General features: G+C 63.7%; 18 protein-coding genes. All 18 read right to left on the minus strand.

Annotation, left to right across the window (positions count from 1 at the left end; all coding sequences use genetic code 11):
• Positions 1-17: 17 nt before the first annotated feature.
• Entirely contained in the window at positions 18-506 is a 489-nt protein-coding gene (locus tag GX515_11385; protein ID HHY33595.1) for a DUF3189 family protein, read from the minus strand.
• Between the two features lie 62 nt (positions 507-568).
• Complete coding sequence (locus tag GX515_11390) at positions 569-748, minus strand: hypothetical protein (GenBank protein ID HHY33596.1); 180 nt, start codon at positions 746-748, stop codon at positions 569-571.
• Positions 749-1,046: 298 nt separating this feature from the next.
• The gene (locus GX515_11395) at positions 1,047-1,892 is read right to left on the minus strand and encodes a hypothetical protein (GenBank protein ID HHY33597.1); all 846 of its coding nucleotides are present in this window, start codon (positions 1,890-1,892) and stop codon (positions 1,047-1,049) included.
• A 72-nt stretch (positions 1,893-1,964) separates the two neighbouring features.
• Entirely contained in the window at positions 1,965-3,230 is a 1,266-nt protein-coding gene (locus GX515_11400) for a hypothetical protein (protein HHY33598.1), read from the minus strand.
• On the minus strand, positions 3,217-3,960 hold the full coding sequence (locus tag GX515_11405; GenBank protein ID HHY33599.1) for a DUF1614 domain-containing protein: 744 nt from the start codon (positions 3,958-3,960) through the stop codon (positions 3,217-3,219). The genes GX515_11400 and GX515_11405 overlap by 14 nt, the downstream gene beginning before the upstream one ends.
• A 396-nt stretch (positions 3,961-4,356) precedes the next feature.
• A complete protein-coding gene (locus tag GX515_11410; GenBank protein ID HHY33600.1) occupies positions 4,357-6,645 on the minus strand; it encodes a bifunctional 4-hydroxy-3-methylbut-2-enyl diphosphate reductase/30S ribosomal protein S1 in 2,289 nt (762 codons plus the stop codon).
• A gap of 27 nt (positions 6,646-6,672) precedes the next feature.
• Complete coding sequence (locus GX515_11415) at positions 6,673-7,305, minus strand: 1-acyl-sn-glycerol-3-phosphate acyltransferase (protein HHY33601.1); 633 nt, start codon at positions 7,303-7,305, stop codon at positions 6,673-6,675.
• On the minus strand, positions 7,293-8,048 hold the full coding sequence (locus GX515_11420; GenBank protein ID HHY33602.1) for a (d)CMP kinase: 756 nt from the start codon (positions 8,046-8,048) through the stop codon (positions 7,293-7,295). Before GX515_11420 ends, GX515_11415 begins: the two co-directional genes overlap by 13 nt.
• A 44-nt stretch (positions 8,049-8,092) precedes the next feature.
• The gene (locus GX515_11425) at positions 8,093-8,293 is read right to left on the minus strand and encodes a hypothetical protein (GenBank protein HHY33603.1); all 201 of its coding nucleotides are present in this window, start codon (positions 8,291-8,293) and stop codon (positions 8,093-8,095) included.
• Complete coding sequence (locus GX515_11430; GenBank protein HHY33604.1) at positions 8,283-9,518, minus strand: NAD(P)/FAD-dependent oxidoreductase; 1,236 nt, start codon at positions 9,516-9,518, stop codon at positions 8,283-8,285. The genes GX515_11425 and GX515_11430 overlap by 11 nt, the downstream gene beginning before the upstream one ends.
• 180 nt (positions 9,519-9,698) lie before the next feature.
• A complete protein-coding gene (locus tag GX515_11435; protein ID HHY33605.1) occupies positions 9,699-10,499 on the minus strand; it encodes an rRNA pseudouridine synthase in 801 nt (266 codons plus the stop codon).
• Positions 10,500-10,519: 20 nt separating this feature from the next.
• A complete protein-coding gene (locus GX515_11440) occupies positions 10,520-11,176 on the minus strand; it encodes a TrkA family potassium uptake protein (protein ID HHY33606.1) in 657 nt (218 codons plus the stop codon).
• Positions 11,177-11,543: 367 nt separating this feature from the next.
• On the minus strand, positions 11,544-12,008 hold the full coding sequence (gene ytfJ / locus GX515_11445) for a sporulation protein YtfJ (GenBank protein HHY33607.1): 465 nt from the start codon (positions 12,006-12,008) through the stop codon (positions 11,544-11,546).
• Positions 11,990-12,748 (minus strand): DUF2953 domain-containing protein, encoded by a 759-nt coding sequence (locus GX515_11450; protein HHY33608.1) that lies wholly within the window; start codon positions 12,746-12,748, stop codon positions 11,990-11,992. Before GX515_11450 ends, ytfJ begins: the two co-directional genes overlap by 19 nt.
• Positions 12,749-12,972: 224 nt before the next feature.
• Positions 12,973-13,584: an SMC-Scp complex subunit ScpB gene (scpB, locus tag GX515_11455; protein HHY33609.1), complete on the minus strand. Its 612-nt coding sequence runs from the start codon at positions 13,582-13,584 to the stop codon at positions 12,973-12,975.
• Positions 13,574-14,371, minus strand: coding sequence for a segregation/condensation protein A (locus GX515_11460; protein ID HHY33610.1), 798 nt, complete (start codon positions 14,369-14,371; stop codon positions 13,574-13,576). The genes scpB and GX515_11460 overlap by 11 nt, the downstream gene beginning before the upstream one ends.
• On the minus strand, positions 14,368-15,348 hold the full coding sequence (gene trpS, locus GX515_11465; GenBank protein HHY33611.1) for a tryptophan--tRNA ligase: 981 nt from the start codon (positions 15,346-15,348) through the stop codon (positions 14,368-14,370). The genes GX515_11460 and trpS overlap by 4 nt, the downstream gene beginning before the upstream one ends.
• Before the next feature lie 144 nt (positions 15,349-15,492).
• On the minus strand, positions 15,493-16,098 hold the full coding sequence (locus GX515_11470; protein HHY33612.1) for a site-2 protease family protein: 606 nt from the start codon (positions 16,096-16,098) through the stop codon (positions 15,493-15,495).
• Between the last annotated feature and the right edge of the window lie 83 nt (positions 16,099-16,181).

The following is a 16,181-nucleotide window of genomic DNA, read 5'->3' on the forward strand; positions in this document are numbered from 1 at the left end:
ACACCCCATTTGGGGTGTCAACTCCGACAGGCTCCCGCCGGAGCGCCGCCGCTCTCGAGACGCTGCTTGACCCCTTTCACTAGGTTCACGAACCTGGGGTACGAACGCCTCATCCCCCACACCGTGAGCGGGCGCCCGAGGCCGATGAGCCCCACAGCCCTTGAGAGGAACCCCCCGATCTTCGTAACAAGCCCGACCTCCGGCAAGGTGTCGACCAGCATGTAGTCGTTGGACGAGAGCCCGCAGATCCGAAAGATGCTCTCGACCGCGCGCTTGACCACCCCCTTCGCGGCGCCCATCCCGATGATGTAGACCTCTCTTCCCGCTTCGTCGGTACCCATGAAGAAGCAAGTTCCGATCTGAGCGGGGCTCGTCTTGTCATAGTGAGGAAGCCTTAGGATCTCTTGCGGCTCGGGTATTCTATCAGAAGGCAGCCATCCCAGGTGAATGGCTGCCGCTACAACCGACGAATGTGAACTTCCGTAGCAGTGGTAAATCACCTTCATTCGGGGGCATCCTCCGTCCATACCACAAGCCCGGCTACGCCGCCCCGCCACGGCCCATGCTCCTAATGCTTGACCACGATGAGTGTCCCACCGCCCAGATCGTGCACCACGCCGTCGAGGATCTTGGCAAGGTACACCGCCATCCTGTGCAGGTCATCCTCGCTGTCCGCAAAGAATATGGGAGCTCCGCCCCCTACCCTGTCACGCTTTGTCGTGACGATCGCGGCGATCGTTTGTTCCAATGTTACGTCCACGGGTCCTTCCCCACCCCCGCATCCCGTGTCCCCTCACACCCCACGATACTCGCGCTCACTCTCGTGACGCCGTCGGGCGCGTGTGATGTCCCCGCCCGCATGGCCGGCCCGGGACGCGCGAGCCCCGTTTGTTGCTCGCGCCGGACGCAGGGACAGGGACGCCTGCGCACCGCTAACGCCATCCCGCCCGCCTCACCCGTCAGCCGTGGCCCGAGGTCGCAGCAACCTAGCATATGCATGCCTCCGCCACCAGCCGGGGTTTCGCCCTGCCTTGGCCAAGCCCCGGTTAGTCCGCGGCCATGCGGCCCGCGCGGGTCGCGAGGGGTTTTCGCACCGACGTCTCGATGACGGGCACTCTCCTCACGACCTCCAGAAGCGCCTCTACATCCCTCTCAATGGGCACGATAACCATGCCCGCCCTCCCGGTCTTCACGTCTAGGCGCATGAGCGGGGTGAAGTCTCGTTCGCTCACGTCAAGCCTGGCGCCCATTATGCTCGCCACATCGTGCACGATAGCCTGCCTCTGGCCGACGTTCGCCAGCGTTGCCCTGGCATTGTCGTCTTTCGGTTCCACGACCACCCCGATTCCCTCGGTCTTGATGACCGAACGCGACTCCGCCAGGCCGATGTTCGCGAGCACTATTCCATCCACCGAGAGCAGCGGCCCGTCAAACTGGATGCGGCCCTCCCTCACGATGGCAATGTCGCCGACGACCCGCCGTCCGAAGACGCCAGCGATGACAGCGGCCGTGAGGAGCCCGCATGCGGCGCCCACAGTGACGGCCATCGCCTGCGAGACGGGGACCACGTACGATACCAGGCTGGCCACGAGAGCCGCGGCCATGGCAAGGTAGTTCCTGGCCTCGAACACGCGCGCTATACCTTCGATGTACGCCGATCCCCTCGGCACGAGCTCCGTATCCTCGAGTTTCTCGAGGCTTCGCCTCTCCATGTCCCGCACTTCACGGAATTGCTGACCCGCCAGGGCGAGGATGCTCGCTGCCATGAAGTTGCGCGTCACGATCGCGGGAACCGCGAGAGCTCCCAGGCTCGCCGCTATCACTCCCAGACCCAGATGAACAACGTATGCGTGGGGGTAACTCGGGTACTGCCTGTAGTCAGAGCGGAGCATAATGAGGCGGCTGAACGTGCCGACCGCCACTGCGGCGGCGATGCGCAGGAAATGCCCCTCAGCCACGAACGATCACTGCTTCCTCCTGCGCCGCAGGCCCAGGAGATTCAGAAGCCCGCGAGCTCCGATCCCGGCGAGCCTCGACCGGATCTTGCGCCAGTTATCCGAGTTCCCGATGAGGTACGCTCCCCCTGCGACCGCCACGATACCCACCAGCCACGCCACAGCACGCCCGACCCCGCCCCTAGCCACGCCCACCCCGGGAGCCGCAGCGCTGAGCACCGGAGCTACTGAGGACGCGAAGAGATCCACAGCCCGCTCGGCCTCGTCGAGGCGGTTGGTGTGCGCGCCGACCTCCAGGAGCACGGACCGCCCGAGCATGTCCTGATTGTAGTCACCCTGCGCCCACAGGATCCCCTTGATTAGGCCCGGTGCCTGGCGGTCAGTAGCAGCCTTCAGTTGCTTCGCGAATTGAATGTTCTGTCCCCTCGTCTGGTTCTGCTGTCCCACTACCACTGTGATCTTGGTTACGTCCTCGCCGGCCACCGTCGCCCTGTACGCCTGTGGCGGCACGGCGTCCCTGTGAATGTCGAAGGCCGCTATCGGGTTCTGCCGTATGAGCTGAGCCATGGTCCGCCGCGACCTCGCGTACGCGGCCCCGTCGTGCGGGTTGTGGTTGGCCGTGGACCTCACTACGCGAAAGCCCTGTTTCTTGAGGGCGCTCTCAAACGCGGCCGCCACGCTGTACACGTCCCCCCAGTCCTTGGTGGGTGTGCCGCTGGTAGGCTCGTATGACTCGTCGCTGTGCGTGTTATAGAGCACGACCGTCCTGCCCCTGCCCGTCGCGCCCTGTCCCAGGAACACGCCGCGCAGCGCGGACACTGCCGCTGAGAACACTCTGTCCAGAGTACCTCCCAACGACCGTCCCGCTGCGTCCCGAGGCTCCTCCTCAGGTCCCATAACGCCTATGAACACCGCATGGGCTCCATCGCCTTCCACGTAGCTGACCTCGTAAGCGCGATTATCCTCGGCGATGAAGATGTCGCCAGGGGACACCATGATCGCGGTCATGAAGATCTCGCGCTTGTCCTCGTCGAAGACTGTGTAGTATCCTTCGCCCCGCTCCTCTTGGGCGGACACGGGACGCGAAGCGCCCCCAACCGCGACCGCCAGCGCCACCGCCAGCGCCACCACGACCCTCGCCAGGCCTCGCGTGGGAACCCGTCGCACAACGTGCGCCGGAGCGCTCGACGCCTCCCGAGCCGTCGGCTCCGGCGCGACGCGAACCCGCCGGCGGCGACGCCCGGCGTCAGATCGGCTCGCATCAGGCCCCGTCATTGCCATCCCTCCTTGCGCCCTCACCTTGCGCGGGCCTGCCTTCGCCCTCTGGGCCGCTCGCGCCGGAGCCCTTGTCCCTGACAGGCGAGTCCACTCTCACGTCACGCTGGATATTCGGGACTGGGCCACCCTGTGCGCGTTCCATGACCTCGCCAAATACCTCCGCGAGGCCCACCGCGATGACCGCCGCTATCACCACTGCGTCAAAGATCCCGGCTCCTCCCACGTGGACCGTGGCCGGTATGTGCCTGACCGTCACCTCCACGAGATGCGCCACATCAAGAAGGACTACGCCCAAGACCGCCCCAGCGAACGCCGCACGCCTGGACCTTCCGGCAAGATAGGCGATAACCCCAGCCACGAGCCCGAAAGCGTACAAGGGATCGAGGATGACACGGCCTTCTTCAAAGGTAAACAACTTGGTGAGCGCGAAGAGCGCGATCCCGGTTATGATGGCCCCGAGAACCCCTCGCCCCCTCTCCAGGGGCGTGTCTGCGCGAGCGAGGACGTATATCCCGAGAACGACAGGCACAACGGCCCCTCCGAGGTTGATGCTCACCGACTGGACCCCGCGATACACGGGGATGTCGACGAAGCTTCCCACGAGCATCAGGCCGAGCGCCACAAGCGCCTGTCTGTCGGTGAGATGCATCCTGTCCAGCACTCGGTGCGTCAGCCCGAGGAAAACCAGGATGCTCACGCCGAGCAAGAGAACAAGCCCAACGGTCATGCTCCCTCTTTGCCTCCCTTCCCAGTGCGGAAAGCTCAGCCGTGCGCGTATAGCACGATGCTGCCACACTCTGGAAGGTAGGGTACCCTGAAACGACAGGGCTTATGCGCACGTGAAAAGGCCGGCAGCCCTGGCCTCAAGCCAGCCGCCGGCCTCACAGGCTCTCGTGAGGAGCCCTAAGTGGGGGTGCAAAAGTGCTGCCGACTTTTGGGGGGTTGCCGGTGCTTGCACGACGGGGCGTGGAGAATTCGGCTGTCTTAAGTGCTGAATTCGAACGAGGCGCGCCGCAAGCGCGCCGTCCCCGAGTGCAACACCGGCAACCCGGCAACTACTGGAAGTGGGGCAAGGATTAACGCATCCTCACTCGGCGAATCTTTCGCACCGGGTCGAGCCGGGCTATTCCTCCCTTGAGTTCTTCAGCAGATCCCCGAAGACGTCCCCAAGGGTGGGCCCAGCCTCGTCCTCTTTGTCGGCGTATTTCTTGAACGCCTGCTTGTCCCCTTCAGCCTGAGCCTCTTTCAAGCTCAACCCTATGCGATGGTCCCGTGGCCGCACGCTTATGACCTTCACCGACACCTCGTCTCCAGGCTTGACGACCTCATCAGGTCGAGACACGCGCCTGTCCGCGAGCTGCGATATATGGATGAGCCCTTCTATCCCTGGCTCGAGCCCCACAAACGCGCCGAAGTCTGCAAGCTTCGTGACCTTGCCCGTGACTATGCTTCCAACCGGGTAGCGGGACGTCACGTCCTCCCAGGGGTCGGGTAGGGTCTGCTTGAGCCCGAGGGAGATCCTCTCCCGCTCCCGGTCCACCGAGAGCACCTTCACTTTGATGTGGTCGCCCTCTTTCACGACGTCGTGGGGATCGGTGGTCCGCGTCCACGCCATGTCGGAGACGTGCAACAGCCCCTCCACGCCTTCCCCGATGTCCACGAAGGCACCGAAGTTTACGACCCGCTTCACGACGCCGTCAACTACCTCGCCCTCCTGGAGTGATTCGAGCACCCTCGCCTTTGCCTCGGCCGCCTCTTGTTCCTGAACTAGGCGCGCCGAGAGGACGACGTTCCTCTTGGTCCGGTCTGCTTCAAGGACCTTCATGCGGAGGGTTTGCCCTACAAGAGGTGACAGGTCAGCCATGGGACGACGGCTCGCGTGAGAAGCAGGCACAAATCCTCGCAGACCCACGTCCACGACCACTCCGCCCTTGACGACATCGGTGACCTCGCCCTCGATGGTCTCACCGGTTTCGAGCGCCCTTTGAACCCTTTCCCAGGCGCGCTCCGTGTCGGCCTTTCTCTTGGAAAGCCGCGGCCTGCCCTCTTTGTCCTCGAGCCTTTCCACGAGGACCTCGATCTCCTGTCCCTCCCGCACGACGTCGAGGCACGATTGCACCGGCCTTCTGGAGATCTCGGACCTCGGCACGACGCCCTCGGACTTGAGGCCGATATTCACAAGGACCTCGTCCGGGTGCACGGCGACAACCGTTCCCTTGACGATGTCTCCCTCGGATATCTCCTCACCAGCGGGCAGCTCTTCAGATTCCGCCTGGGCCGCCCCACCGGTCCCCTCGGACCTTGCCTCGGCAGGCGCTCCGGCTTCGGCCTCACCCTCTGCCCCGGCTGGAGCACCGGCATCGGGCTCCGGCCCGCGGCCTGGCTCATCTCCGCTCGCCCCCGCCGAATCCTGGGGCTCGTTTGGTTTCTCAGTGGCCCCGGCTTCCTCCAGGTGGGCCTCCACCCCCACGCAGGGAGCTGCCGCAGCGTCGCCGCCGCCAGCAACCGAGCCTTCCTCGTCCCCTTGTGCGACCGTTGGTTCCTGCTTTTCGTCCATCCTGTCTTCGCCCAGCACGCTCATCCTCTCCATGACCTCCTCGATAACCCAATTCGGCGTCGATGCCCCCGCCGCAATCCCCACCGACTTCACGCCGGAAAGATCCAGAGAGTCGAGATCGGATGCGGTTTCGACCCTGTACACTCTCGCTCCCTCGGCCTCACAGATCTCGGCGAGTCTCCGCGTGTTTGCGCTGGCCCGCCCGCCCACCACGATCATGGCATCCACTGACCGTGCAAGCTCGCGCGCTGCCTGTTGCCTCTCCTCCGTTGCATTGCAGATTGTATTGTAGGCCACAAGTTCCTTCGCCCGCAGAGCTAGGGCGGCAAGCACCTGGCAAAACGCTTCAACAGTCTGGGTGGTCTGGCAAACGACACCGACCCTGGGCCTCACGAGGCCGGAAAGGACATCCTCGGCCGACCTCACGACGCGGGCCTCGCCATCGGCACATCCGACGAGCCCGACAACCTCGGAATGTCCCGGGTCTCCAACGATGAATACCTGATAACCCTCACGTTTAAGATCCGCAACCAGCCTCTGAGTCCTGCTGACGTTGGGGCACGTCGCGTGAACCACGTCGAGCCCCCGCTTTTCGGCCTCTTTCAACAGATCCGGCGGCAGCCCGTGAGAGGGCACGATGAGCGTGCCGTGTCCTATCTCCCCGAGCCCCGCGACAGGAGTAACGCCCTTTTCCTTCAACCTTTCGACGACTTGCGGGTTGTGGACGAGAGGCCCGAGTGTGAAGGCCGGCCCCCGCGAGCCCGCCTCCTCGGCGATCTCTATGGCGCGGCGGACCCCGTAACAGAAGCCAGTCCGCTCGCTCAGGATGACGTCAAACCCTCTTTTTCCTTGCACTTATTATCTCCCGATGCCCAACGAAGATTATCTCGTTGCCCGAGCGCCGCCTGCGATGAGCTCCGCTATGTGCTGCATCATGACGCTCTTCAGGTCGACCGCGCCTCGTTCCCCCTCCCGCGCCTGGCCTTGTGACGGGGAGGAAGGGTATATCGGCCTCCCTATCCTGACGGAGATCCTCCCTGGCTTCGGGACCACCGCGCCTTTGCGGAGGATCCTGTCGGTACCCACTATCCCCACAGGCACGATCGGTGCGCCCGTCTTCTCGGCGAGAACCACCGCGCCCGAATACGGTGCCTGCAGCTGACCCGTCAGGCTTCGCGTGCCCTCCGGAAAGACCCCTAGAACCTGACCCCTGGATAGCACCTCTAGCGCCTTGTGGAACGCTTCCCTGTCAGCCTGCCCCCGTCTCACCGGAAACGCACCTAAGCTCTCAAGGACCCGGGCGAACAGCCGGTTCGAGAAGAGCTCATGTTTCGCCATGAATCTCACGGGCCTTGACACGGCACACCCGAGCACTATTGGGTCGAGCATGCTCAAGTGGTTTGCCACCAGTATCACAGGGCCCTCTGACGGGATGTTGCCCTCGCCCTCTATCTGCGTCTTAAAAGCGATCTTAAGCACCACCCTCAAGATCGCTCGCGCTATCACGTATAACAAGCTCGCTCCCCCTTGACGCGCGACGACACAGGAGAAAGCGATCGGTCGCCCGTCGCCCACGCCACAAGTCGAGCCACCTCGGCTATGGTCTCCTCTGGAGCCTTGCCAGTCGTGTCGATGACGACCGCGTCCGGAGCAGGCCGTAGCGGCGCGACCTCCCTTTCACTGTCGATCCGGTCGCGGTGGGCCACCCCGTCGGCCACCGCGCCGTCACATACCTCGTGTCCTCGCTCCCTCGCCTGGGCGAGACGCCTTCGTACCCTTTCCTCGTGCGTAGCAACAAGGAATATCTTCAGATCGGCATCGGGCGCAACTACCGTCCCGATGTCGCGTCCATCCATCACAACCCCGCCCTCCCTCAGGAGCGAACGTTGCTGCTCGAGAAGGGCGAGCCTGACCCCGGGCACCTTGGCCACCTCTGACACACAGGCCTCGACCTCGGGTGACACAAGGCTGTCCGTGACATCTTCGCCGTCAAGGAGGGTGCGCAGATCGCCACGCTCGTTCTGGGATACGCTGATTCCCGTAGACTCTGCAAGCGCCGTTAATGATTCCGCAGACGTCAAGTCCACACCAAGGCGCAAGGCCTTGAGTGCGACCGCCCTGTAAAAATGGCCCGTACTAACGTAACGGAGCCCGAACATTGCGGCGATCGCTTTCGCAACGGTGCTCTTTCCGGCGCCTGCCGGGCCGTCAATGGCAATCACGGGACCCTTAGTTCTAGCTTTTGCCTTATTCGACATAGACGCCACGATTCCTCTTCTTCCACACGGAATTGCCGGCTAAATCATTGAAGAGTCTCAACTATCCCGAGCGCTGTCCCTTCAAGACGGTCCACCCTGCTCAACCGCTGCCTTCCGTGCTCGTGCAGAAGAGCAGCTTGGCCCAGGACAGCCGCAGCAAGGAACACCACGAATCCAAGCCAGAAACCCCTCTCCAAGCGAACGAGAAAGCGGCTCTCATCGGAGGCGCCGCGCCTAACGCACATTCCCTTCCGCCCCCTCTCCGGCAGCCGCTGAACGACCGGCCACGTAACCCGTGGAGAACGCGGCTTGAAGATTGAACCCGCCAGTAGCGCCGTCCACATCGATGACCTCCCCGGCGAAGTATACCCCCGGCACGAGCCTGGACGCCATGGTGGACGGGTCGATCTCGTTTACAGCCACCCCACCCGCGGTGACCATTCCTTCTTCAACCGGTCTCGTCGCCCTGACGGTCAGAGAGAGACCCTTAATGGTCGTCCCCAACGCGCGCCTCTCCTCGCGCGTCACCTGAGAAGCTAGCCTCGTCTCAGGTATGCCCGCCTCGCGAACGAGGACGGATATGAGCCTCGCCGGCAGCACCTCGAGGAGCGCGTTGGCCAGCCGCCGCTGAGGGTGCCGACCGAACGCCTCCTGAAGCTCCCGGTCGACCTCTTCGTGGGAAAGCTCAGGCTTGAGATCGATCACCAGCCTCACGGGACCGTCCCCGTGACCAAGAGCAATGGCGATATCGCGTGAGAGGTCGAGGATCACTGGCCCCGATACGCCGAAATGGGTGAAGAGCACCTCTCCGAACCCCGTCCGAGTTTTCCGGCCTTCTACAAAGGACGCCACAGCCGCGCCGTGGAGGGTGAGCCCCGCGAGGTTTGTGACCCACGGCTCCTGGGTTTCGAGCGGCACAAGGGACGGTCTCGGCTCCACTATCGTGTGGCCCAGCTCCGCCGCCATCCGTAAGCCGTCACCCGTGGACCCCGTCATCGGGTACGTTATGCCCCCGGTCGCGATAATCGCCGCGTCGCACGACACGAGCCCAGGGCTCATCGGCACTCTGCCGGCAATCACGCCGCGCACCCTGCCGTCTCTCACGAGGATCCGCTCGGCCCTCCAAAGGCACCTCATCTCAACGCCCTTCTTGCGAGCGCAGTTTACGAGTGCCCCAAGGACGTCCCTGCCGACCCCGGAGAATGGGAAGACCCGCCCATCGTCCTCGACCCTGCTCCCCACGCCCAGCTCCGCCAGAAACCGTCTCAACCTCATGGAGTCAAAGGCTGCAAACGCGGAGTACAAGAACCTGCCGTTCCCCGGCATGCCAGCGACGAGCCCCTCCACATCAGTATCATGCGTGAAATTGCAACGGCCTCCTCCGGTCAAGAGCAGCTTTCGCCCGAGCTCGGGGTTGCGCTCGAGCAGGATGACCCGGGCCCCGCAGGTGGCCGCCATGATAGCGGCCATGAGGCCCGCGGGCCCGCCCCCTATCACGATCACGCATCGTCCCCGGCCAGATCGATCGCTCAACCCTCAGAAGACCTCGCATTTCGTACCGAATACGCAGCCCCACACGTGCCCTCATGGGGCACACGCCACACTATTCTGCACACGCCCTCAGTATCCTGCATGCCGCGGACGGCGTCCTTACGCATCCGCCGGTCCCGTCGCCTGCGGCCCCCCGCCCTCGCCGCCGCTCGGCTCCGGCTTCGTCCCCGGGCGACCTGCGCTCGTAGTCGCGACCCCTCGCACCCACCGGACTTCCTCGGGCGTCAGATGCCTCCATGCTCCCCGCCGTAGATTACCCAGAGAGAGCATGCCGAGGCGTGTCCTTATCAGGTGCACCACCGGATGGCCCACGGCAGCCAGCATGTTCCGTACCTCGCGCTTCTTGCCCTCGTGGATCTCCACCTCCAGCACGGCTGACCCGGACTTGCGCCGGAGAACCCTCACGCGCGCCGGTGCCGTGACAACGTCGCCCAGCCTCACGCCGCGCCTGAGCGCGGCAAGCGCGCCCTCATCGGGCACTCCTTGCACCGTCGCCACGTATGTCTTCGGTACCTCGAACCTGGGGTGTGTAAGCGCGAAAGCGGCCTCGCCGTCGTTTGTGAGGAGAAGGAGGCCTTCGGTATCAAGATCAAGCCTCCCCACGGGAAAAAGCCTGTGGCCGTGGTGTGGGACAAGATCTAGCACGGTCGGGCGCCCCTGTGGGTCCCGAGCCGTGCAAAGATAACCTGCGGGTTTGTTCAGGAGCAAGTACACCTTCGTCTCATCCGTGACGATGCGTTTTCCGTCGACTCTGATCTCCGCGCGCGCCGGATCCACCCTTGCGCCCGGCCCTCGGACGACCACCCCGTCGACCTCGACCCTGCCCTGTCTGATGATGTCTGCGCTACGCCTTCTGGAAGCAACCCCCGCATCCGCGAGGATCTTCTGAAGCCTCTCCATGGCAGGACCACCGGCCGAGGCTATCTCATCCGTTTCAGCCTCTCCAGGCTTTCGACCGAACCGAGGATCACGAGGACGTCACCCTCACGAACTACATCGTCAGCGCCTGGTGAGACTTTCACCGCGTCGTCCCTGCGGATAGCGACGACATTGGCTCCGTACCGGGCGCGTAAGTTCAGTTCGCGCAACGTCTTGCCGCTGAACTCCTCAGTCGCTACGATCTCCGCCACTCCATAGTCAGGGGACAACTCGATGTACTCAAGGATGTTGGAGCACCCGAGGCTGTTGGCCAACCTGATGCCCATGTCTCGCTCAGGGTATACGACCCTGTCCACGCCCAGCTTCTCAAGGAGTTTGCCATGAAGCTCATCCGTGGCCTTGGCGACCACGTATCCAACTCCGAGTTCTTTCAGGATCATGCACGCCAAAATGCTCGACCTGATGTCTTGACCGACAGTGACGACCGCCACGTCGACGTTGCGGATCCCGAGCGCCCGGAGCGCCTCCTCGTCGGTGGCGTCGGCTTGCACCGCGTGAGTCACGTCCGCGGCAAGATGTTGCACCTTGTCGGGGTCTGTGTCGATGGCGAGGACCTCATGACCCATCTTGCTGAGAGCTCGAGCCACGCTGATACCGAAATTCCCGAGGCCTATCACGGCAAACTGGCGCATATTCATCATCTCCAAGCCGGCTGTACACCAACCATGACGCCCCAGCTCTTCGCGCCCCCTACTCGACGGCGCTAGGGTCGCCGGTGCCTGCACTGCAGCGCGTGGAGAATTCAGCCAGTGTTCGCGCCGAATCCGAACGAGGCGCGTTCCGGGCGCGCCGACCCGCAGGGCAAGGCCGATAGCCCTAGGCATGGCCCCTACGCCGAAGAGCAGAGCAAACTCATGGCGATCTGCCTGGTCAGCGGGTGGGCGGACGGGGCACACACAAGAGGGCCCGCCACCCCGTCCCCAAGCTGCATACGGCGTCTTGCGTCAGACAGATTTTACAGCACAACTGGGGAGAACGCAAGCCGGGCCTGGAGAGGAACGCGGCTCACTGAGCGGCGCCTTGAACGTTTGGTCTCTCTGTTTGTGCGTCTGGCACGGTGGGATTCTGGCGCTTTCTGCCGGACATCTGTCCGAGAAGGGAAGGCACCACATCTATGAGCCTGTCGATGATGGCCCCTCCGTCAACGGGCAGCGCGCGGATCTGCCCCTGCCCCACTACAAGGAAGGCCACAGGCTGTACAGTTATTCCAGCTCCGGCGCCTCCACCGAAAGGCAAACCCGCGGCGGCGCCGTTTGCCGGGTTCTGCTGGGGCCCTCCGGCCCCCTCGCCTGCGCCTGGCTGGAACTCACTGCCGCCAGCAGCGAACCCGAACGTCACGCGCGACACCGGGAGAATAACGGTCCCGTCGGGGGTTTCCACGGGGTCTCCCAGAATCGTGTTGACGTCCACCATCTCTTTGATGCTGTCCATGGTGGTCTTCATGAGCGCTTCTATCGGGTGGTCGGGCATGACCGCCGTCGCCTCCTGCGTGTAGTCTGGATGCCTCGCAGGATAATATAACCTGGGGTGAGAGCCAGTATGCAGCGTATGGAGGCATCGAAGGCCGCCCGGTCGTATCGGGGAACGACGCTAATAGCTGGCCTGCCGCGCGGGAACCTAAGCGGCACTGGAAAAGCAGCTAGGGCCGTGTTGATCAAGGCGTACGCGAGACCCACGCCGATGGCGCTTGTCGCTGCTTCTCCCGACCCGAGCTCGAGACGTATACGGAGCTCTTGAACGTCAAGGCCCTCCGCCCTTATGGCCCTGTAGAAAAAGCGTGCCACACGTCTCCGCACCTCGTGCCAGCGCCGTGCCCCTCGCGACTCGTCGTTGCCCGGGCTCGCTCGCGCCCGCCTCAACCAGGCAGCCGGTCCGGCCCTCCGCCTCTCTCTTGGAGTGCCTTCCCCCTCGCCCGATTCCCCGATCGAGCGCAACAGCGTCTTGACGCGGGATACCCATTCCGCGAGACGCGACACACCATCTCGGGCCGTCACCGCGTCGCTGTCGCCGTTCTCATGCTCTGGTCGCGAGGACCTGGTGTAAACCGGAATCCACACGAGGCCCCAGAGAAGGCCCACGCGCACGCGGATGACGTTACGCCCGCGCGTCCTCACAAAGTGCGCTGACACTCTGAGCGGCAGCATTACAAGAAGGAGAGAGAGCGCCGCGACGCCCAGGACGCAAGCTACGCCTATGAGGAGCCAACGCAACTAGCCCGCCTCCGTTCTCGCCCCCGAGTAGCCGGCCTCTTGGAGGGGCTCAAGCGCGACGCGCAAGGCCAAGGAGCTGGCACGGCCGCACGCTCGCCATCGGCAGCCCCTCCCCGCATCGTCCGGCGGCGCCGGCGCCATGAGACGACAGTCGCCGCCGACTGCGCGCGACGCACACGCCTTCGCAAAAAGCCAGCCGCTTTCGTTAGGTAGTATCTCCAAGTTCATCCACGGGCTGAGCCGCGGGTTGCCGGGGACACACCGTTGCCTGCGCGCGGAGATCGCCGCCGCGACTCAGAGCGAAGGCTGAATCCAGGCAGAGTCGCCGCGTCTCCTTCTATAGGCGGGAGATCATCGAGGGATGCCAAGCCGAACCAGCGGAGGAACTCGGGGGTGGTCCCGTAAAGCACTGGCCGCCCGGGTGCCTTCTTGCGGCCCACCGGCCGCACCAGCCCGCGCTCGATTAAGGTTGTGAGCACGCCGTCCACGCGGACCCCGCGGATCGTCTCCAGCTCGGCTTTGGTGATGGGCTGTTTGTAAGCTATCATGGCCACGGTCTCCAGCGCAGGCCTGGAGAGCGCCTGTCTGGTGCCCACGTTCAACTTGGCTATGTATGCGGCGTGTGCAGGCCTGGTGGCCATCTGGTAGCCGCCGGCAACGAACACTATTTGCATGCCCCGCCTGTTCCGGTCATACTCCTGCCGGAGGTCGTCCACTATGGCGTTCACCGTGCGCGGATCTATGCCGAGGATCGCGCCCATCTCCTGCGAGGTAACCGGACGCGGCGATGCAAAAACCATGGCCTCGATGACGGCCTTGGCCTCTTCATACTCCATGGTCGGCGCCCCCGACCGCAGGCAGTATCAGTATCTCACCAAAGTGCGCGTCCTGGCGGACCACGGCCTTCGCGAGCCTGATGAGCTCCAGAAGCGCGAGAAACACGGCGATTACCTCGGAACGGGTCACAGTCGGGCCGTCGAACAGCTCGCCGAACACCAGCTTTCCCTTCTGGCGCAATCGGGTGAGGATGACGTCCATCTTCTCCTCGATGGAGAGGTCGTCGGCCGGGACAGCGGTGAACTCGTCCTCCGGGATGCCTTCGAGCACGCGACGAAGGGCCTGAATGAGGTCGGATAGCCCCACACCCTCGGGAGGCAACGCGGCGCCCGTCCCTGGTGGAAGGGTATCTCGCAGGTACACCAGGCGCCACGCCTCATCGCGCCTCGCAAGCTCCTCTACAGCCTCCTTGAAGATGCGGTACTTCATGAGATGGGCTATCAAGGCGCTGTTTCCATCACTCTCGCGGCTGTCATCTGCGGAGTTGCCGTCGTCTTCCGCCGAGCCCCCGCAGTCATCAGATCCACCGGCGGCCCCGTCGGCCTCCTCGGGCTCCGACGGCAGGAGAGCCCTCGACTTCGCTGCCACGAGAGTGCTTGCGGCCACAAGAAACCCACCGACCGCGTCGAGCCCGGTCCCCTCGGAGCGCTCCAGTTCCTCAAAACAAGCCCGAATGACCTCGTGAACGGACACTGTGCGAGCGTCGATCTCTCCCCTCTCGATCGCCCGCGCCAGCTCCTCGAGCGTGCCAGAAAACCCCTCGACCCTTACGGGGATCATGTTCAAATCCGCATCGCCTTCCTGACTTCCTCGAGGGTCGCCTCCGCGAGCACGCGCGCCCGCTTCGCCCCGTCGGCCAGTATGTCCTCGACGAGGCCCGGCTCCCTTTCTACTGCCTTCCTCCGCTCCCGGATCGGCTCCAGGAATTCGTTCACCGCAAGAGCGAGCCGCCGCTTACACTCCACGCACCCGATACCGGCGTTTACGCACTCCCTCGTTATGTCGTCCAGCATGGTGCGGGAGAAGACCTTGTGAAACGCGTGCACGGAGCAAACCTCAGGATGGCCTGGATCTGTCCGACGTACCCTCGCGGGGTCGGTGACCATGTTCTCTATGGCCCTCCGCACCTCGTCAGCGCTCGCGGACATCTCGATGACGTTGTTGTAACTCTTGCTCATCTTGCGCCCGTCGGTGCCCGGGAGCAGGACGACTTCATTCAGTTTGGCTTGAGGCTCCGGGAAGACCGGACCGTACAGGAAGTTGAACCGCCTCGCTATCTCCCTGGTAAGTTCGAGATGGGGCAGCTGGTCTTCACCCACCGGCACGGCATCGGCCTTGTACACAAGGATATCGGCGGCCATGAGAACGGGATACCCAAGGAACCCGTGGGTCATGATCTCCCGGCCCTCGAGCTCGCGGAGCTGTTCCTTGTACGTCGGACAACGCTCGAGCCAGGAGAGAGGTGTGATCATCGAGAAAAGGAGGGAAAGCTCGGCGTGTTGCTTCACGTCGGACTGCTTCATCACAATGCTCTTCTTGGGGTCTATCCCGGCCGCGAGGTAGTCCAAGACAAGCTCTCTTGTATTTGACTTGATCTCGCTCGTGTCCTCGTACGCCGTGGTAAGCGCGTGCCAGTCCACGACCCCGTACACGCAGTCGTAATCGTCCTGAAGCCTGACCCAGTTTATGAGCGCACCGAAGAGGTTGCCCAGGTGTAGCTTTCCGGTTGGTCTCATACCGCTGAATATCCTTGGCTTTGGCATGTCCCCGTCCTCCTCAACGATCCGTCGCGCGCCACTCCGTTCCGTGCTGCCCGGCAGGGCGCTACCTGCCCGGCCCGCTGTGAACCCTGTCAACGGGCGACCCATCGCCTCATCCAACCGATCGCAACCAAGGGCCCCGTGCCGTCATAGAAGCCTCTGGCCCAGCACCAGGAGCGCCAGGAGGTTTATGATCGGCCCCATTATGATCCTAGTCGCCCCGCTGAACACGAGGAGCAAAAGGATGAACGACCCGTATGACTCCAACTGATGGTAGATGTAAAGATTCTTACCCCGCAGCACCCCCAGCAACAACCTTGACCCGTCCAGTGGCGGGATCGGTATCAGATTGAAGGCGGCAAGCCCCAGGTTGATCACGATGCCCGATATCACGAGACGCATCAGCCACAGCGGCATGTGGATCCCCAGCCTCAGCGGCAGTGCCATTAGGAAAGCCAAAGCCACGTTCGCAAGGGGACCGGCCACCCCCACGACCATCATCCCGCGTCGCCAATCCTTGAAATACGCGGGATTCACCGGCACGGGCTTCGCCCACCCGAACCTTTGCGTGAGGATCAACGCAAGAGTTCCGAACACGTCGAGATGGGCCAGGGGATTCAAGGTGAGCCTCCCCTGCCATTTCGCCGTGGGGTCGCCGAGAGCGTTCGCCGCCGCGGCATGAGCGTACTCATGCACGGTCAGGGACAGGAGTATGACGGGCAGCGTCACGAGGATGGAAGCAAGGTCGACCATCTATTCCCCTCCGTACCATTCATGATCAGGCTATACTCCGCGTGGACGCCTGTTTCCTGCAGCCTGACACCCGCCGCCCGCTA

Source organism: Bacillota bacterium, from assembly GCA_012842395.1.
Classification (GTDB): Bacteria; Bacillota; SHA-98; order UBA4971; family UBA4971; genus UBA6256.